Origin of the sequence: Bartonella sp. AA97HXZ, from assembly GCF_042196985.1 — a bacterium.
Lineage (GTDB): Bacteria > Pseudomonadota > Alphaproteobacteria > Rhizobiales > Rhizobiaceae > Bartonella.
This window is the reverse complement of sequence record NZ_JBHIRC010000008.1, coordinates 72711-92500: the sequence shown is the minus strand read 5'-3', so window position 1 is coordinate 92500 and position 19790 is coordinate 72711. Positions and strand designations below refer to the sequence as shown.

General features: G+C 35.7%; 11 protein-coding genes and 1 pseudogene. 5 read left to right on the top strand and 7 right to left on the bottom strand.

The genetic code is table 11. The annotated features are described in order from the left end of the window. Positions 1–2: 2 nt before the first annotated feature. A pseudogene (locus ACFINE_RS06010) lies at positions 3–812 on the bottom strand (TrmH family RNA methyltransferase). Between the two features lie 767 nt (positions 813–1579). Here ACFINE_RS06010 and ACFINE_RS06005 point away from each other — a divergent pair. Beyond that, positions 1580–2488 carry a cation diffusion facilitator family transporter gene (locus tag ACFINE_RS06005; RefSeq protein WP_375621387.1) on the top strand — a complete coding sequence of 303 codons (909 nt, stop codon included), beginning with the start codon at positions 1580–1582 and terminating at the stop codon, positions 2486–2488. A gap of 711 nt (positions 2489–3199) precedes the next feature. On the opposite strand, the gene ACFINE_RS06000 is transcribed toward ACFINE_RS06005, so the two are convergent. Beyond that, the gene (locus ACFINE_RS06000) at positions 3200–4039 is read right to left on the bottom strand and encodes a DUF1460 domain-containing protein (protein WP_375611962.1); all 840 of its coding nucleotides are present in this window, start codon (positions 4037–4039) and stop codon (positions 3200–3202) included. A 527-nt stretch (positions 4040–4566) separates the two neighbouring features. Here ACFINE_RS06000 and ACFINE_RS05995 point away from each other — a divergent pair. Beyond that, the gene (locus tag ACFINE_RS05995; RefSeq protein WP_375621386.1) at positions 4567–5787 is read left to right on the top strand and encodes an MFS transporter; all 1221 of its coding nucleotides are present in this window, start codon (positions 4567–4569) and stop codon (positions 5785–5787) included. An 888-nt stretch (positions 5788–6675) separates the two neighbouring features. Here ACFINE_RS05995 and carA read toward each other — a convergent pair. Continuing rightward, positions 6676–7872 carry a glutamine-hydrolyzing carbamoyl-phosphate synthase small subunit gene (carA, locus tag ACFINE_RS05990; protein WP_375621385.1) on the bottom strand — a complete coding sequence of 399 codons (1197 nt, stop codon included), beginning with the start codon at positions 7870–7872 and terminating at the stop codon, positions 6676–6678. Between the two features lie 214 nt (positions 7873–8086). Between carA and ACFINE_RS05985 the strand changes: the two genes are divergently transcribed. Then, a complete protein-coding gene (locus tag ACFINE_RS05985; protein WP_375621384.1) occupies positions 8087–8584 on the top strand; it encodes a GatB/YqeY domain-containing protein in 498 nt (165 codons plus the stop codon). A gap of 678 nt (positions 8585–9262) precedes the next feature. Here ACFINE_RS05985 and ubiC read toward each other — a convergent pair. From ubiC to ACFINE_RS05965, 4 genes are all read right to left on the bottom strand, one after another. Next, a complete protein-coding gene (gene ubiC / locus ACFINE_RS05980) occupies positions 9263–9769 on the bottom strand; it encodes a chorismate lyase (RefSeq protein ID WP_375621383.1) in 507 nt (168 codons plus the stop codon). A gap of 1159 nt (positions 9770–10928) precedes the next feature. Further along, positions 10929–11180, bottom strand: a complete 252-nt coding sequence (locus ACFINE_RS05975; RefSeq protein WP_375611967.1) for a GlsB/YeaQ/YmgE family stress response membrane protein — start codon at positions 11178–11180, stop codon at positions 10929–10931. Positions 11181–12037: 857 nt separating this feature from the next. Next, on the bottom strand, positions 12038–13729 hold the full coding sequence (locus tag ACFINE_RS05970) for a Na/Pi cotransporter family protein (protein WP_375621382.1): 1692 nt from the start codon (positions 13727–13729) through the stop codon (positions 12038–12040). 69 nt (positions 13730–13798) lie between these two features. Then, positions 13799–15016, bottom strand: coding sequence for a mechanosensitive ion channel family protein (locus tag ACFINE_RS05965; protein ID WP_375621381.1), 1218 nt, complete (start codon positions 15014–15016; stop codon positions 13799–13801). A 134-nt stretch (positions 15017–15150) separates the two neighbouring features. Between ACFINE_RS05965 and dnaG the strand changes: the two genes are divergently transcribed. After that, the gene (gene dnaG / locus ACFINE_RS05960; RefSeq protein WP_375621380.1) at positions 15151–17088 is read left to right on the top strand and encodes a DNA primase; all 1938 of its coding nucleotides are present in this window, start codon (positions 15151–15153) and stop codon (positions 17086–17088) included. A 393-nt stretch (positions 17089–17481) separates the two neighbouring features. Next, the gene (gene rpoD, locus ACFINE_RS05955) at positions 17482–19497 is read left to right on the top strand and encodes an RNA polymerase sigma factor RpoD (RefSeq protein WP_375611971.1); all 2016 of its coding nucleotides are present in this window, start codon (positions 17482–17484) and stop codon (positions 19495–19497) included. The last annotated feature ends 293 nt before the right edge of the window (positions 19498–19790 follow it).

Here is a 19790-nt window from a genome sequence, read left to right as displayed (position 1 = left end):
CTTTAGTGGTCAAAGTTGGTAAAATGAGCAAGTGCAATACCTGAGGCTGTGGCAACATTAAGGCTGTCAAAACCGTCAGTCATGGGAATACGTAAGGTGTTTGATTGTTTTAGTATGTGGAGTGGTAAGCCATCGCCTTCTGTTCCAAAAATAAGTGCTATTCTTTTGCTTTTGTTGGCTTGTTTGAGAGTGTGTGAGGCAGAAGGGGAGAGTGCATAAAGATGAAAGTTTTCATCGTTTAGAGCAGCTATAATGTCATCTATATCAGCGTTTTACGTATAGGGTACTTTTAAAGCAGCGCCGGCAGAAACTCTTATTGATTTGCGATAAAGTGGATCGCATGAGGTTTTGTCGACAATAATGCCATTACTGGCAAAGGCTGCTGCATTACGAAAAATTGATCCCATATTATCGTGATTTGAGATACCACATAAAACAAGAATCAAAGCTTTTTCTGGAAGATATTGTAAAAAACTTTGTAAGGATGGCAGTATTTTGCGTTTACCAATACCCAGAACACCACGATGAACATGGAAGCCGGTGATATTATCCATAACTTTTTGTGGAACGCAATAAATGGGACATAGGGGCTGTGTTTTTTCTAAAAGCGGTAGAAGTCCAGAGAGACGGTTTGCTACGATGAGCAGTGAGATGGCAGAAAACTCTTTCGAATGTAGTAATGCGGACAATGTTACTTTGCCTTCAGCAATAAATTGATGTTGCCGTCCAACAAGATCTTTTTCACGGATATTATGATAGGCTTTTAGGCGTGGATCATCTGTTTCATTGATTGTTATGATATTCAAATGCATGCGAGATTTTTAGTGCTTTTTTCTTATGATTTCCAGATGTTAGAATTTGTTTTATTTAAAAAGAAGAGATAAAAAAATATTTTTTAAAACTTATGGTAGAATTTGTATTGACAATATGCAACCATAGGTATAATGTAAAAATACTGATACGGAATCATATATTTTTTCTCGTATCGGGTGCAGTGTCTTGGGTCCCCGCTATTTCCCAAGTTCTGTATGCCCTTAGTTTTTAAGGGAAAAGAATCTGGGTCCCCAATGCCCAGATTCTTTTTTTTTGAGGGTAATCATTGTTCTTCTTTTTATATCTAAATTTTTCAGTAAATCATATTTTAAAATCCTGTTGACCTGTAAAGTTACCGTAGAGTGCTAAGATATTTTTTCTAAGGTGCAAAGATGGCTTATAGATGGGTTATAATGCACATCATAAGACTGAAAAATAATGCATGATCATGATAGATTTGAGCAAAAACAAGTTTTTCGTTTATGAGAAGTGAGATGGCTTTAAGTTATTCAGAAAACGATTAATAATGAAGGTTATGTGTTTGATTGCTCTTGGGAAAGCTCTTTTTTCTATTATTTTCTCTCTTCTTTATTTATTGGTGCTGTTCGTGTAACTGAGCAGTTTTTACGATAATAATGGTGAGCTGAGGCGTTTATTGTATGATGAAGCTTCTGTAATATTGAGGAAAGATCGTCGTTATGCCAAAAGTATAATGATATGGTTGAAAATATTAATTCCCTATTTCGTGAAGAAAAGGATGAGGTTCATGGATGTAAAAATCAATATACAAAGCTTAACTTTATACTCTATTTTTATTGCGTGTATTGTTTTTGCTTTGAAATATTGGGCATATCACATCACAGATTCGGTTGCACTTTATTCTGATGCATTGGAATCAATCGTTAATATTCTTGCGTCATTGGCAGCATGGTGGGCTGTTAAAGTGAGTATGAAGCCAGCAGATCATGATCATCCCTTTGGGCATCATAAAGCGGAATATTTTTCCGCAATTCTTGAAGGGGTACTCATTATTATTGCGGCAATTGTTATTTTAAGAGAAGCATGGATAGCTCTTTCTACCGTTAAATTGTTGCAGAAACCTGGAATATGGCTTGTTATTCATCTTATTGCAACTGTCATAAACTGTATGTGGGGAATGGTTCTTATTGGGCAGGGAAAACTCCATCGCTCACCGGCTCTTAAAGCTGATGGAGTACATTTTATAACTGATGTTTTTACGTCGCTTGCAATTTTAATTGGTTTGATTGCCGGTTTTGTCGGAGGATGGGGAGCTTTAGATCCAATTTTAGCGATAATCGTTGCCGTTAATATTCTCTTACAGGGCTGGAAGGTGATTAGAAATGCTGTTCAGGGATTAATGGATGTTGGCGTTGAATTGAATGAAAGCATGCGGATTCGTGAGCTGATTTCTGCAAATGCATCGGGTGCGCTTGAGGTCCATGATTTGCGGACGCGTGTTGCTGGGAGGGTTACTTTTATAGAGTTTCATTTGGTTGTGCCTGCTATAATGCAGGTAGGAGAAGCACATAAAATTTGTGATAAAATCGAAGCTGTTCTTCAAAAAGAATTTGATAATGTGCGTATTTCTATTCATGTCGAGCCTGAAGATGAGGCAAAATTGCCTCCTGGTACAACGGTGATCCCTTTTATATAAAAAGATTTTTTCAAATGGGTTGTCATGTTACGAACATTAATTTTTTACGGTGTGGCAACTCATATCTCTTGAAAATACGATGATGCTCTTTTGTTGATTGTATTTTTGCATCAATAAAGGGGAAGATTAAACAGAGTCTCTTAAGGCAAGATTTATTTCGTACACTGTCATTTAAGGTGTGGTGAGATAAGACCTATAAAATTTGATCTCTTAAGCATTTTTTGAGTGCGCGGTCAATGCCGAGCAGTAAGGCTTGCTGGTGGCGTTTAATTGAATTACATGAAATGGTTATCCGCTGAAATTGGCTTAAGAAGATGTATTGTTTACGGGGCTGTCAAGAATAGATCTCTTGGTTTTGAGGGCGAGAGGAAATAGAGCTTAATTATAAATTTTATATAAAATACTTTGTGAGACAATAATCATAACATACCTTATTTTACTTATGCTTGCAAAAAAATATTTTTTATATTCATAAAGATTAGAATGGCGGTGGTCTATAGATAATTCTTAGCTCGAGCATATGAAAAGAAAGTATGATACAAGAAATAACAGAGTTTTGCTTGCTTTCAGCCTTCAGTCAGTAAAGGTAATTATAACCGCCATTCTTCAAATATGATTTTATCCGTGTAGATTATACAAAGTTAGACGTTTATCTGAATAGCTTCAGTATATCTATTAAGAATAGAAAAGCTATTTCATATCGCTATGATGTTATTCAAGGGCTCTTAAAACGACGATTCCTGGTGTTTTTGCAACATAATCCATAAAAGGGGTATCGACGACTTTTTCATTTTCTTTGTGTGAAGGAGCATGTCGTAACATCGGCCCTTTATCTGTCATGATAAAGAAACTCACATGTGTTACATCCAATCCAGCAAGTTTTGCATAAATACCAATGAAATCCCCTGATTTTAAACGGCTTATAACCTCTTCATTAATAAAGTTACTTGGAATATACGTTATTGTGCGTTTCACAACTGGAAGTCCAGGAAGATAGCTTTCACCATCAGCTTTTTTGTTGAGATATTTTTCTATTTTTACCGCATGGGGACTTATTTCAGCGGTAATATCAGTGGCGAGTTTATATTCTCTATAAGCCCAATCCGTAAAAAAATGTTTCCGATTTAAAAAATCAACATTACCGTTAATATAACGCGTTTTTATGACGTTATTTATGAATTCTGTTTGGGATGTTGATTTGCGCAATGCTTCAACATAATCCATACAAGTGAAGTTATCTAAGCTTCTAAAATCAATAATCAGTTTTTCTGGTGTATTTTCTGAGCCATGTAACATATTAGCTTTGTAAGGTGTTCCTAAAAAAGCTTCAGAAAGAAAGTCAATCACGGCTCCTTTTTCGTGATCATTTATTTCTGAACGCTTTTTGAGAAGAGCATTTAATTTATTTAAAGTATAGGGATCTAGCTCTACGCTGGTTGTTTGTTGTGTTTCTATTTTATTTTCTATCCCCCCCTCTTGTGAATAAGAATTTTGGACATCACGTCCTATCACTAGCATTAAAGTGAGAATTAATAGGGATATTTTTTGCATTTTACACACCATTTTTAAATTTAACAATTCACGGACAACACGTACTAAAAGAACTGTTTTCTCATGCTTATTAGATTTTAATGTATTAATAACATATAATATTGATTGATTCAATAAATATAATCAGTTTTTACAGTATTAATATATTTTACGATGATTATTAAATATTTAAATTATTATATGGCATTGATTTATCTAATAGAGTTGATGTTTTAAAAATTAGCAGTATGATAAGTTGTAATAATGTATTATAAAATTATTTTGACATTCTATGTCTTACGAGTAATTGTTTAATGATTTATTCTCATAAGTATTTTTTTAAATTAATATAAAATATATTTTTTATATTTTGATAATGATATATCAAGTAAAAAATAATTTTATATTTTTATCTTGACTCTTTTTGTAATTTTTAATTTTTTATTATTTCATATATGAAAATTATACAGCATAGAATACTTTTAAAAGGAAAAGGGAGTTAAAAGAGAGCGGGGGAGTCATTGTATGCGTAAAATAGTGTGTATGTTATGCAAGACCAAATGCTCAATCCGAAATTTGTTCAGCGTGGGCTCATTTTAGTGTTCATCACTTTATTGTTAGATATTCTTTGTATTGCGATCATTTGTCCTGTTTTGCCTGAATATTTTTCTCAATTAACTGGAAAAGAGGTCAGTACATCTTTTGTAGAAAGAGGAAAATTACTTGCAGCTTATTCAGTGATGCAGTTTTTGTTTGCTCCTGTTATTGGCAATCTCTCTGATCGTTATGGTCGTCGTCCTATTTTGCTTCTCTCTATTATTTGCTTTGCTCTTGATAATCTCATATGTGCTATAGCATGGAGCTATTCTATGTTATTTATCGGGCGTCTTTTGTCAGGGATAAGTGGCGCTAGTTTTGCAACTTGTACAGCTTATCTTGCGGATATATCTGATGATAAAACCCGTACACGCAATTTTGGTTTGTTAGGCATTGCATCCGCATTGGGGTTTATTTTAGGATCTTTTATTGGTGGTTTTTTAGGTCAGTTTGGTCCGCGTATTCCGTTTTATTTTGCTGTTGGTTTTTCACTCATTAATTTTATTTTTTCTTGGGTTATGCTTCCAGAAACCCTTTCTTTATGGAATAGGCGCTTTTTTGATATTAAGCGGGCAAATCCCTTAGGTGCTTTTTGGCACCTGAAACAATATCCGATGGTTCTTTGGGTGTTATTGGTCTTTTTTCTTTATTGGTTTGCGGAATCTGTATGGTTAAGCATTTGGGCTTTCATTGCAAAAGAACGCTATGATTGGAGTTCTTTTTCTATTGGACTCTCCTATAGTGTTTTTGGGATAGGCCAATTTATTGTAGTCGCTCTCATTTTGCCTTATTTTTCTAAACGATGGAGTGATTGGCATATTGTTATAGTGGGGCTTTTGTTTGCCTCTGTTGCTATGCTGGGCTATACATTCGCGACGCAGGGGTGGATGGTTTATATGGTTTGTATGTGTACAATGCTTGAATATCTTGTTCATGCACCTATACGTGCTATTGCTTCAGCGCAGGTACCGACAAATGTACAAGGAGAACTGCAAGGAGCGATGACATCTGTTATTTCGTTGAGTTTAACATTTGGTTCTGTTTTTTATGTGTTTCTTTTTGAATGTTTTACAGATAAAAATGCACTGTTTTATTTTTCTGGTGCTCCTTTTGTTGGAGGCTTTTTTCTTCTTGTCGTTGCGACAGTTATTTTTGCCTTGCGGGTACGTTAATTTGTTGAGAGGGGCTGGTACGTACTATTTTGCTAAAGAATGCACAAGATAAACAAAATGTATCATTTTATAGGCAGAAAGTTTTTGTGATATTTGTTTCACAAAGTGTTGTATAAAATATTGATATATCCTTCTCATTTAGTAAAAATAATTTTTTTATTTTGTGATATTGTTTGTAGAGGGGGAGTCCGTATTTTTTCTATTGCTTGCAAATTAATATCCAGTGCTAATGCAGCAGCATATTGAAAACAAAGATTAAAACGTATCTGAGTTAGATGTATCAGTATTGTATGAACAATTCCAAATTTTATATGGCAAATTGGAAGTAAAATATTGCTTATATTTGTTGGCATAACTTCTGGAATCGAAAGAAAACCTCATTTTGAAAGAATATAAAGTTGTAAAATTGAAAAGATGTTTTCTGTTTTGCTATTACTTTTTTATTCGGCTTTACAGTTTTCAAAACCATCTACGGCAATATCTTTTAAAAAGTAGAGATTTGTTGCATTGTCTCACACTTTAATTTTTTTATTCTTTAGGAGGAATTATGCTTCTCATGCACAATAGAATGCTTAAAATTGTATTGTGAATCCAATGCTTATTTGAAGGTTAGGCACTTTTTTGAATGTTAGACACTTTACTTTTTTTAAAAATAGTTTTTATCGATACACTTATCTTGCTTGGGGGGAGAAGCCAATGATTTTGATGGATACGACCTTAAGAGAAGAGGAAGGAGAAAAATTTAAGCTATTCAGTGCGCTCTTTTTAGTTTCAGAATGATAAATAATAATACAACTTCAATAAGTTGTAGGTATAAAAATAATATAATTGTGCGTAGGAAGATGATATAATTTAAAGGAGAGAAGTTAAAAGGTGAGGCTTTTTATTTTAAGATATTTTTTTATAATTCATAATGAGATCACAAAAATGCTGAAAGAGGTAGTGGCTATCTTGTGGTCCAGGAGAAGCTTCGGGGTGATATTGAACAGAAAAAACAGGTTTTCCAATGATTCGAATACCACAGTTTGAACCATCAAAGAGAGAAATATGTGTTTCTTGAACATGTTGTGGTAAAGAGGAAGAATCTACGGCAAAACCGTGATTCATCGATACAATCTCAACTTTTCCAGTGTTAAGGTCTTTAACTGGGTGGTTGGCACCATGATGTCCTTGGTGCATTTTCACGGTTTTTGCACCAACCGTAAGAGCGAGAAGTTGATGACCAAGACATATTCCAAAAATTGGTAAATTATGATCAATTAATGTTTTAATCGTTGGAATGGCATATTGAGCTGTAGCTGCGGGGTCTCCTGGTCCATTAGAAAGAAAAACGCCATCAGGGTTCATTGCTAGAATTTCTTTTGCAGTTGTGTGGGCAGGCACAACAGTAATGCGGGCTTTTTGTGTTGCCATAAGGCGAAGAATATTACGTTTAATACCGTAGTCAATTGCAATGATATGAAGATTGTGCACATTGTTTGTACCGTATCCTTTATTCCAACTCCATGGTTTTTCATTCCATTGCATTGATGATTGAGATGTCACGTCTTTCGTAAGGTCAAGATTGACGAGACCTTGCCATTTTTGCGCACGTTTCTTTAAAGAAGGAATATCAAAGTTTCCATTAGCATCGTGTGCAATGACAGCATTTTGTGCACCTTTTTCACGAATAAGAATTGTGAGTGCACGTGTATCAATACCACAAAGTGCAATAATTTTACGCGTTTTAAGCCATTGATGAAGATTTTCATTGGATCGATAATTTGAGGGATGTGTAATGTCTGCTTTGAAAATAGCGCCAACAGCACCATGACAATTGAGAGGAGAGAGATCTTCAATATCTTCGCTATTTGCCCCTACATTTCCTATATGAGGAAAAGTAAAATTAACGATTTGTTGTGTGTATGACGGGTCTGTGAGGATTTCTTCATAGCCTGTGATGGCGGTGTTAAAACACACTTCAGCTTCAGCTATACCTGTAGCACCTGCTCCTTTGCCTTCAATAACGGTTCCATCTGCTAAGACTAAGAGGGCTGTCGGTTTTTTGATACTCCAAGGGTGGCTGGGTGAAGTCGCTTGTATCATAGTATGTATCCACAATTTATTCTCTGAAAGGTATAATGATCAACTTTACACAAAAATCATACCTTTAGCGGATGCTGTGTATATTATTCTGGTAACGTTTCGCTTGAAATAGGCAGTATAAGTACATTCCATGAAGAGGTAAAGTCTTGTTTTAGCTTTTCGAAGATCGAGTCCTTAATTATTTTTTTATTCTCCATTGCAAGATGGATAAAGATTGGTTAAAAGGCATCTTCTTCTTGAACAAAAATTGGATAAATTTATGTTGCGTAACCAGATTGATGGGGCTCTTAGGGCTGCTTTGAAAGCGCAAGATAGTGCGCGTCTTGCTACACTTCGTTTAATGAATGCTGCAGTTAGGGATCGTGATATTCTTTATTATGATGAAGGGAAGCTAGAAGTGGATGATCAGCAGATACAGTCTGTTTTCACTAAAATGCTTAAACAGCGTGAAGAATTGATGCGAGCCTATAAAGAGTCTGGTTGCTTGGAATTGGCAGAGAGAGGACAAGCAGAAATAGAAGTTATTCGTGAATTTCTTCCCTATCAACTTAAGGAGATGGAAATAGAACAGGTTCTTTGTGAAGCTTTGGCACAAACAAAGGCAGAAAAATTACGCGATATCGGTAAGGTGATGGCATGGCTTAAGGAACGGTATGCGGGGCAAATGAATTTTTCTAAAGTGTGCAATAGTCTTCGTCAAAAATTGCAATAGATCTTGTTAATTCAAGGGGATTGGAAAATATTTTTTATTGTGCGTCGCCTTTGTAAGTCAGTAGGATGTTGATAAATATCATTTATTTTTTATATACATACTATTATCAAAAAAATATTTTTTTGATATCAACGAAATTTTTTTGGCTCTTATAGAGCAATAAACATTCTTTTAAGTATTATATTTTTCTGTTCTTCAAAGCTGTTAGACCATTAAAAAACAAAAAGGTTATAGAGTTTTTACTTTTTAAAAAAAATCTATTATTCGCACTGTTAAAAATTTTTAAACAGGATGATTAAGTTAATTGATACAGATTTCCAATTTTGGCGAGTGTATTATTGTCTTTTTTGCTGTTTCAAAGCATTTGTTTGATAAAGAGTTACCGTATTTTAGAGTAGTGATTATTCAGCAAGAAATTTAAATATAGATGGTTTTATCAATATGGTGTGTATCTTTTTAATTCAAGTGCTGGTTTTAATGATAAGAAAATCAGAATTTTAGAACGTTTTTTCTAGGGAAGAGATTTTTTAAGCTGAGTTGATGAAATAAAAGGATATTTTGAAAAGAAATCTTTGTTTTTAATGTGTTCTTGAGATAATTTTGAAATTCTTTTCTCTGATTAAATCCCTTATAAGCTATATGAAATCTATAAGTTATGCAGAATAAAATGAGTAACCTCTATTTGTGGGGATACAGTGGTGAATCTGTTAAAAATAGTTCAGTTAGCAACAATGGCTTACCCGTTAACCGCAAACGGGAACGGCGTGCCCATAGCGCACCTTGTTGACCAATATGAATGTAATCGCGGGTTAATTTGTCATTGTTAAATAAATAATGTCCTAGAGGTACAGTTCCCAAATGCATCAAGGCTTGATTGTGTAGGAGGGTTTCTTGTGGAATTACAGTGCGTCCAAGGAGCCAAGGTTTATTATCTCCCATTAATATGATTTCGCGTAGCCAATAACGCGCACTTTCGGGGAGATGCTCTGCTTCTTCTGTTAATTTATCTTGCGTAATAAAACATTCGCGTTGTGGTTGAACTTGGAGGCAGGTACAATATTTCTTTAATCGAAGCGTCATCGAGCCCGATTCCATGAGCCAATCGCGAACGTTTTCTGGTATTGGAGGATTTTGATCAGAGAACCACGTTAGAGGCGGTAAGATGGAATCTTCAAGATCAGACATCGTTTTACTCCACAGCTAAAGTCTTATTCCATATGTTATGTTGGGTTAAATAGATAGCTCTATTGTAATACAAGGAGTATAAAAGCAGCAAGATTTTAACAGGAAGATATCAAAGGGAAAGTCGATTGCAAAGGTCTTTAAAAGAAGATATGCGGGAAGTATATATTATAGGATTATTTTCATTAAAAAAGCAAAATAAGGTATTATGTTTTATCCAAGGCGCTTTCACAATGCGTTACGGAAATTTCTTTATCGCATGAGAGCAATGGGAAAAATGTTTCGTGCTTTAAAATTCGTTTGTAACGCATATAAAGAAGAGCTAAAAATTCATCTATGCAAGATGATATAAAGAGGAAATTTTAAGAGGAACAAAACTTTATTTTATACTTTAGAAAGTGAAGAGATATTCAAATCTTTTGAATTGAGATGTAAAGGAGATCGTATTCTTTATAATAAAGAAGTTTATATTAATGCATATATTTTTGCAAACTCTAAAATATATTATATTATTAAAATTTTGAAATATTACATCACATAATGTTTATTAATTTTATAATAAATTTGCATTAATATTATTAATTTTTACTTATATATTTTTATTATTAAAAATAAATTTAAAAAAAACACATTATAATTTAATTTTTATATTTATTTTAGATACTATTTTCTTTCATAGATTAGAAAAAAATATTTATCATTTTATTCTTGCCGTCTCTCTTTATTTCTTAAGAATGTAAAAAAGCGCTTCGAGTTTTTCGGTAAAAAGGGTATTGTTGATAGAGTGTATAGGTGTTAAGCATTATACGGTAAAATCTTTAATCATCGTTAGTGATTTTTGTAACCTTATGAATTGTTATTACAGTGAGATATGCTGGATTTGCGCACGTGGTACAAAAATCAGTTCGTATTTTGTTAAAATAACGCAACATATCTCTCCTCTGATATGCGTAAGTTTATATAGGTATGAAATGGTGCGTTATAAAGTTCTTTACTGCATTTGGTTTTATAATACGGTGATGGTGTATGCCTAAAATCACAGCTTAAGCATCTCACCATCATATCAAAATTGGTAACAACAAGTTACAGGGGAATATTTTAAACTCTGCTCGTTGTTTCCTAGTTTTGTATTGAATCCCAAAAGGTGTAAAAAATAAATACTCTATGATCGAATTTTTTGTCCTATCCATATAAGAATACAGGCTCCTATAAAACCTGAAATAAGATAGCCAAGCCAACCAGCAAAACTTACACCTAAAAGACTAAAAAGAAAGCTTGCTAGCGCAGCGCCAATAATCCCTAAGATAATATTTAACAATATTCCTGTTTGGCTTTTCATAATATACTGTGCTGCCCAACCTGCAATCCCGCCGATAATAATAGCAGCAATCCAACCGATGTTTGCATTTTCCATGATACCCTCCTTTGCCTGAATTTAAATTGTAACTAGAGTAAACTTTGTAAAAATCAAGGTTTATTCCTTTTTTAACCAGTGGAAAGGATATTTCTTTTAGATATTTTACTTATTACTTTCCTTTATATAAAAATAACATTCACATTTATATCATAATAATACTTAATAAGTATAAATATACAACATATTTTAATTTATAAATAAATTAATTAATTGATAAATATGAATAAAAGAAGAAAATATTAGTAGAAATGTTCTAAGAACTCATAAAGTGTATTTATAAGCTTTTTAAATCTCTCTCTTAAATTAAAAAAACAATTGTGATTAAAGCAATAAGTAAAATGGATATTTAAAAGTTTGGAGCTTGCCAATTGATATCAATGATGTTTGAAATGAAAACTGTTTCGTTGATACGTTATAGCATGGCTGTATAGGTTGAACCTCTACCAATCTTGATATAAATGTTGCATTTTTGTGGGGTTTTGTATTTCTTATAGAGTATTTCTGTTTCGCTGCTACTGTGAAGCGGTTCCCTTTTTACAAGGCGGGTTTAGGTTGGAACTATCATACTCTTGACCTACTCTTTATGTGTTTAACAGTCTTGGCTTTGAGATGGTTAGGCATTTTTACATCTTTCTTCAAGAGTTCTATTCTACATGCTGCTTTGTTTGTAATGTGCAAGCAAATGACTTTGAGCAAATCATCATGAATAGATTTTAAATGAAAGAAACTTACGATGAAGAAAGCTCATTTAAATTGTCGAATAATAAGACATTATTGATTAGATCAATATCTTGACCATATTCAAAATTGAATAATCGATGTGATGTGTGTTTTATTCAAGTTATTTGAAAAGTTTAAGTTTTTTCTGCTTGTTCTTCAGCAGGGTTGCGTAGACGAGAACTTTGAAGAAGTCCCTGTTCTTCTAAAATGGGGTAGATCATTGAGGTCAAAAGAGAGTTGATTTGTTTAAGGTCGCGCACAGTGTCGAGATGAAGACTGGATGATTCTACATTTTTGAGATCCCCTTCACGCAGACGTTTAAAATGTTTTAAACTCATCTCTTTTTCTAAGTTTCGTAGCTGATCTTTTTTTTGTACCAATAGGTGTGCAGTGTGTGTATCACGTGAGACGAGAACGTTAAATGCTATATGCGCGTTGGCTAGTACAATGGCGTGGAAACGAAGGAGGTCATTCCAGCCCTCGCTGCTGAACTGTAAACCTTTTTGTTGTTTCTTTTTAACCAGCATCAACATATTATGAATAATGATATCCCCTGCTTGGTCTAATTTTATACAGGCGCCTAGAAGTTCTTGCGTTTGAAGAGCTTCTTCGTCAGATAATTTTTGTCCCGCTAATCGGGCAAGATAAAGTTTGATGGCGATATGTTTTTTGTCCAATATGGTGTTGAGTTGGTTGAGTTCACGAATAATATTGGGATCAGGCTTTTCATAAAGTCCCATAATTTTTTCTAGCATGATGTCTACAAGATCACAAATATGAATGACTTCACGCATGACATTCGAGAGGGCGAGAGTTGGGCGATCAAGAACACTGTCATCAAGAGCTGTTTGATCGGATAAATTGAGTGTTTTGTCGGCTTGCATTTTTTTTGCACTTATATTCACGATCTGAGTGGTTAATTTTAAAACCCATTTTGAAAGAGGTATTCCAGCAAGGAGAATGAAAACATTAAAAATGATATGGGCGTTGATCACTTGAGTAGGGGCGTTATTGCCAAGCCATGTGATGGGAGGGTGAAAGGAGAGAAATAAGATAAGTATAAGGATTGACCCTGCCCCACGCATGAGTAAATTTCCTAAGGGAACGAGGCGGGTATTAGGAGAGGCGTTGCGCGTTAAAAGTGGTGCTATAAGAGAAGAGCCAAAGTTGACACCAAGAACCATGACAACACAGAGTTGCGTATGGATAAGATCGTAGTTGGCAAAATTGACCAGCAAAATGATTCCTGCAATGGATGAATGTAAGAGGTAGGTTAAGCCAGCAGCCAACAAAAAAGTGGAAATAGGATCGGTTGAAAGATAACGAATGATGCTAGGTAAAATTTCGCTTTCACGTAAAGGTTCTGTCGCGGTACTTATCATCTCTAAAGATAAAATCAAAAGACCAATACCGATGACAATACGTCCTATTTGACGCCATTCACGTTTTTCTGTTGTCATGAAGATACAAGTGCCAATTAAAAGACACAAGGGTACAACAAGAGTGAGGTCATAGGTGAGAATTTTTACAACGATTGCTGATCCTAATTCTCCTCCACGTACAGCCATAAGTCCTGCTACTCCAGAGACAAAACCAGATTCAACGAAAGAGCCAACGAGGAGTGTTATTGCTGTAGAGCTTTGTAAAATCATTGCTGTAAAAAGCCCAAAACTTACGGCAAACAATGGTTTTGAAACGACGTGGCACATTTTATATTTAAGTCTGTCACCATAGGCGCGTTCAACTCCTGTGCGCACCATGCGTGTGGCCCAGAGAAGTAAAGAAATAGCGCCGGCAAGATGAAGGAGTACCAATGAACCATTCATGATACTTTATTCTTTCTTTGTTGTTGTGAATGTGGTTGCCTCAAATTAATAAATTGAAGTTTATTGTTTTTATTTCACTTTTGCTTTTAATACTTGATTAAAATCATAACCGCTTGGATTTTGAAAAACCTTTAGACCGAAACAGGGTAGAATGGAATAAAGGTGATCAAAGATATCACCTTGAATTTGTTCATAGTCGATCCAAACGGTGGTGTTCGTAAAGCAATAGATTTCTAAGGGTAAACCATTTTCTGTAGGAGGTAATTGTCGTGCCATATAGGTCATATTAGGGTTGATGTTTAGATGCTGTTGTAGATAAGCAAAAACATAAGCACGAAAAGTTCCAATGTTGGTTAAACGGCGCGTATTGGCTAAGACATCATGATTTTTATCTAATTGAGCGTTCCATTGTTCGATTTCTGCTACTTTTTGCGTGAAATAATTTTCTAATAAATTAAATCGGGAAAGATATTTTTGCTCTTCTTTTGTGAGAAAATGGATACTTGATTGATCAATAAAAAGGGAGCGTTTGATGCGTCTTCCACCCGATTCTTGCATTCCACGCCAATTTTTAAAAGGGTCGGTCACAAGTTTACGGATAGGAACTGAGGTGATGGTGTTGTCGAAATTTTGAACTTTAACAGTATGCAAGGCAATTTCAATAACATCACCATCGGCACCGAGATTGGGGATTTCAATCCAATCACCAACGCGAACCATATCAGTAGATGAAATTTGAATACCGGCAACGAGAGAGAGAAGCGTATCTTGAAAAATTAACATGAGAACCGCGGCCATTGCACCAAGACCAGAGAAGAGAATAAGAGGGGAGCGGTCAATCAATGTAGCGACCATTAAAATTGTTGCAACAGCAAAAAGTGCAATTTTAGCAATTTGAATATAACCTTTTATTGGTTTTAGTCGTGCTGTTGGTCGTTGTTCGTAAAGGATGTTAATGACATTGAGACAGGAAGAAATTGTCAGGACGACAAAGAAGATAATGAAGGCGTTGGCAACATTACTGATGACAGTGCTAAATGCATCGGGCAATGTTGAGATAAAATTAACACCAATTGAAAGAATAAAAGCTGAAATGATATCCGCTATGTATTGAATAGCATTATTAATATCGATCGTTGTATTTTGGGGGAGAAAAGAAGAGAGTTTTTTTGCTCCGTGAATAAGTAATTTTCGTCCTAGAAAGTTCACTAAAAGGGCAGCTATGGTAAGAATAACAAGCCAAGAAATAGCCTCTAACCAAGGATATTGAGCAATAAATTCGATCACTTTTTATTCTCCATTTCTAAAAATATATGCAGTTGAGGGTTTAAAATTTTACAACTGCTTAAGAGGAAGTATTGGAATTATGCTCTAAAGTCGTTAAATATGCAAAAAAGAATTTTCAAACTCTGTGAGAGATAATGCGTTTTCCGCCCGATTTCCTTAATGAACTGCGTACGAGACTCCCAATTTCAACAGTGATTGGTCAACGGGTGGATTTTGATCCTCGAAAAAGTAAGCCTTCACGGGGAGACTTTTGGTGTTGTTGTCCATTTCATGGTGAAAAAACGCCAAGTTTTCATTGTGATGATCATAAAGGGCGCTATTATTGTTTTGGTTGTGGTGTAAGTGGAGATATTTTTACCTTTTTGTGTGAGCTTGATGGATTGCACTTTTCAGAAAGTGTAGAGCGTTTGGCTGATTTTGCGGGAATGAAACTCCCTATTTTGGATTCACAAAGTCATAAACGTCAACTGGAAAAAGCTGACCTTTATGATGTGATGAAAATTGCCACAGATTTTTTTCAATATAATTTACGCGATAAAGGAGGTATACAAGCACGTCGTTATCTGGATGCACGTGGTGTTACACCAGAGCTTGTAGAGCGTTTCCGCATTGGTTTTGCACCGGTAAGGCGTACGGCTTTGAAAGAAGCTTTAGGTACACGGGGCATTTCAATAAAGCAAATGGAAGAATGTGGGCTTCTCTCAGTGCATGAGGAGAGCGCGGATTCTTATGACCGATTTAGAAATCGCATTATGTTTCCTATCGAAGATTTGCGTGGACGTGTGGTGGCTTTCGGAGGGCGTGCATTAGAGAAAGAGACACGAGCAAAATATCTCAATAGCCCTGAAACAGTGCTGTTTCATAAAGGAAATATACTTTATAACGCGGCAGCAGCTCGCAAAAATAGTCGCTTTGTTGGCGATGAAAAAATTCATTCACTCCTTGTTGTTGAGGGGTATATGGATGTCATTGCATTGACTAAAGCTGGTTTTGAAGGAGTTGTAGCACCCTTAGGGACAGCATTAACGGAAGCGCAAATTGAGCTTTTATGGCAGATGGGGAAGGAACCTATTTTGTGTTTTGATGGTGATGATGCTGGTTTAAAAGCTGCTTTTCGTGTTGCTGATCGTGTGTTGCCTCTTTTAAAGGCTGGGGTTTGTGTACGCTTTGTTTTGTTGCCACAAGGGAAAGATCCTGATGAAATTGTTTGTGCTGGTGGAGCTCAGCTTTTTTCTTCTTTTTTGCAAAAAGCTATTCCTTTGAGTGAGCTTTTATGGTGGCGTGCTACCTATGGAAAGCATTTTGAAATTCCAGAGGCACGAGCAGCGCTAGAAAAACAACTAAAACAACAAATTTTTACGATTAAGGATGAAGATGTCCGTCGTTATTATTTGCAAGATGTAAAAAAACGCCTTTTTGATTTTTTTCGTCCCTCTTTTTCAAAACAAAAGGGGGAAGGGCGATATGGTCAATCTTCACCAAATAGGACCTTTAAAGATCAAACCTTTTCTCTGTTAGCAAATTCTGAAATAGTACGAAATTCTTCGCAATCTATCCCTTTGCGTGAAGCAGTGATTTTACTCACTTTAGCTTACTATCCTGAGTTGTGGTATGAAAATTTTGAAATTCTTTCTGAGTTAGAATTAAAAAATACTCAATTGATAATTGTTCATCAAGCTATGTTGGAAATTCTTGGGGACCAACAGCTTCATGATAAAGAGACGATGGTTGCGTTCTTAGAAAAAAGAGGGCAAAAGGCTCTGTTAGAGCGTATGAAACATCTTGTGCAAAATATTGGTATGCGTATTATTCTTGGTGGAGCCCCTATAGAAGATGCGCGTGCTATATTAAAACAAGCTGTCTACTTGCATCTTCAAGAACACCACCTACATAAGAGGTTACAGGATATTGAAGAGCAACTTGTAGAAAATCCTAAGAGTGAGGTTTTTGATCTGCTTCGTGAGGTAAAAAATGAGCTGGAGCAGATGCAGGCAACAGAAGCGTTAATTGAAGGATTTGGAAGTTGGTTGGATGAAAAAATAGACGGGAATACACAAGATACGATAAAATGATTCGCTTTTTTAATGCGAATCAGTCACTTAAATTTTAGATGAGGAAGTTTATGTGGAGTGACATTTTTATAAAGATGACAATTAAATTTTAGGAAAAGCGGGTAAATTTTAGGAAAAGCGGGTAAATTTTAGGAAAAGCGGGAAATTGGTTCTTACGATAGGGTGCAGAGATTATCTCAGAAGGGCTGAGAGGTGTCGGGGAAACTTCTGGAGTTTTCCCGCGTTTTTGTCTGGATGTCAAGTTTGTCTGGATGTCAGGGCGTATACAGAATGTATTCTTTCCAATGGTAATCTCTTAACAGGAAGTATATATGAGTAACTATTGGTAGATTTTAGTGAGAACAAAAAAACTGGTCACATGGAAACTGTGAAGTGATCGAGTGGAGTTATGGTATGGCAACAAAGGTTAAACAGAAAGATAATGCAGAAGTAACAAACCAAGCGAGTTTGGATAGTCCTCTTCTTGATTTTTCTGATGATGCCATCAAGAAAATGATTAAACTTGCCAAAAAAAATGGTTACGTAACAATGGATGAACTCAATGCAGTTCTTCCTTCTGACGAGGTTACATCCGAACAAATTGAAGATATCTTGGCGATGTTCTCTGAGATGGGGGTTAATGTTGTGGATGATGAGGATGAAGTCGAGTCTGAAAATTATGAAGAAGAAGTTACGGTAGAGGGGGGTGATTTAGTAGAAGCCTCTAGCCACGCAATTGCAACGACAACGAATAAACGCGAAGTAACAGATCGTACGGATGATCCGGTGCGTATGTATTTGCGTGAGATGGGAGCTGTTGAGCTTCTTTCGCGGGAAGGCGAAATTGCCATTGCTAAGCGTATTGAAGCAGGGCGTGAGACAATGATTGCAGGACTTTGTGAGAGTCCTTTGACTTTTCAGGCTCTTATTATCTGGCGTGACGAGTTAAAAGAGCAGCGTATTCTTCTTCGTGAAATTATTGATCTTGAAACGACTTATGCTGGTCCAGAAGCAAAGCAGGCTCCTGTTATTGAGCGAAGTGAAGTTGATAAGACCGTAGAAGAAAAAATGTCTTCTGGTATACGTAATATGGGGGAGAGCGCAGGAGAGAGAAACATTGAAGACGATGATGAAGAGGACGAGGACGATGTTAACTTATCGCTTGCTGCAATGGAAAATGAACTTTGTCCTCAAGTTATGGAAACATTGGATTTTATTGCTCAAACCTATGTAAAATTACGAAAATTACAAGATCAGCATGTTGAAAGCAGTTTGGCAGAGCGTAAAGAGGGGGCCCTTACATCTTCTCAGAAGAAGAAATATATTCAATTAAAGGGTGAGTTGATTCAAGCAGTAAAATCTCTTTCTTTAAACCAAAATCGTATCGAAGCTTTGGTTGAACAGCTTTATGACATTAATAAGAGATTGATTCATAATGAAGGTAAGCTGAAACGGATTGCCAATAGCTATGGCATTGGCCATGAGGATTTTTTAAAAGAATACCAAGGGCGTGAATTGGACGCAGATTGGATGAATTATATTGCTGCTTTGCCTACACCTGGTTGGAAAGAGTTTTCGGTGCGTGAAGCAAAAGAAATCCAAAAACTGCGAAGTGAGATACAAAATCTTGCGCAAGAAACGGCTATTTCGATTGGTGAATTTCGTCGGATTGTTATGCAGGTGCAGAAAGGTGAACGCGAATCAACAATTGCAAAAAAAGAGATGGTAGAATCTAATTTGCGTCTTGTCATTTCAATTGCAAAAAAATACACTAATCGTGGTTTGCAGTTTCTTGATCTTATTCAAGAGGGTAATATCGGTTTGATGAAGGCTGTGGATAAGTTTGAATATCGGCGCGGCTACAAATTTTCAACTTATGCAACATGGTGGATTCGTCAAGCTATTACACGTTCAATTGCTGATCAGGCACGTACAATTCGTATTCCTGTTCATATGATTGAAACAATTAATAAAATCGTTCGTACCTCGCGTCAGATTCTCCATGAAATTGGACGAGAACCAACACCAGAAGAATTATCTAGCAAGCTTTCTATGCCGTTAGAAAAAGTACGAAAAGTTCTTAAAATTGCAAAAGAACCTATTTCTCTCGAAACGCCTGTTGGTGATGAAGATGATTCCCATTTGGGTGATTTTATTGAGGATAGGAATGCGTTATTACCAATTGATGCAGCTATCCAAGCTAATCTGCGAGATACGACAACACGCGTTCTTGCTTCATTAACACCACGAGAAGAACGTGTTTTGCGGATGCGTTTTGGAATAGGGATGAATACCGATCACACATTGGAAGAAGTGGGACAGCAGTTCTCAGTTACAAGAGAGCGTATTCGTCAAATTGAAGCAAAGGCACTTCGTAAATTAAAACATCCTAGCCGTTCACGAAAATTGCGCAGTTTTCTCGATTCTTAAATAAAAGAATTCGTGTGCATTTTAATAACTCCCTCTTTCTTCCTAATGAAGGGGGGAGGTGCTTCATGTTGTACTTGGATGCTTTCTTGAGAAAAACATAGGAAGAATTTGAACAATCTAGAAAGTTTTCGATGTTTAATGTTTTTCTTAGTTTTGGGGCTTTATACTTCTCTGTCTCAAAAGAATAGATATAGGGCAAAGGGTGGTTATGGAGTAGAGAGTAGGGGGGCTTTCAAGAAATGAACGATAAAAACATTACCTTGCGTATAGCGCGGCTCGTTTTTAAGAAATGA

Excerpts from the sequence above, each read along its gene's own strand:
- ACFINE_RS06005 (WP_375621387.1), top strand. The coding sequence starts at position 1,580 with ATGGATGTAAAAATCAATATACAAAGCTTAACTTTATACTCTATTTTT.
- ACFINE_RS06000 (WP_375611962.1), bottom strand. The coding sequence starts at position 4,039 with ATGCAAAAAATATCCCTATTAATTCTCACTTTAATGCTAGTGATAGGA.
- ACFINE_RS05995 (WP_375621386.1), top strand. The coding sequence starts at position 4,567 with ATGCAAGACCAAATGCTCAATCCGAAATTTGTTCAGCGTGGGCTCATT.
- carA (WP_375621385.1), bottom strand. The coding sequence starts at position 7,872 with ATGATACAAGCGACTTCACCCAGCCACCCTTGGAGTATCAAAAAACCG.
- ubiC (WP_375621383.1), bottom strand. The coding sequence starts at position 9,769 with ATGTCTGATCTTGAAGATTCCATCTTACCGCCTCTAACGTGGTTCTCT.
- ACFINE_RS05975 (WP_375611967.1), bottom strand. The coding sequence starts at position 11,180 with ATGGAAAATGCAAACATCGGTTGGATTGCTGCTATTATTATCGGCGGG.
- ACFINE_RS05970 (WP_375621382.1), bottom strand. The coding sequence starts at position 13,729 with ATGAATGGTTCATTGGTACTCCTTCATCTTGCCGGCGCTATTTCTTTA.
- dnaG (WP_375621380.1), top strand. The coding sequence starts at position 15,151 with ATGCGTTTTCCGCCCGATTTCCTTAATGAACTGCGTACGAGACTCCCA.
- rpoD (WP_375611971.1), top strand. The coding sequence starts at position 17,482 with ATGGCAACAAAGGTTAAACAGAAAGATAATGCAGAAGTAACAAACCAA.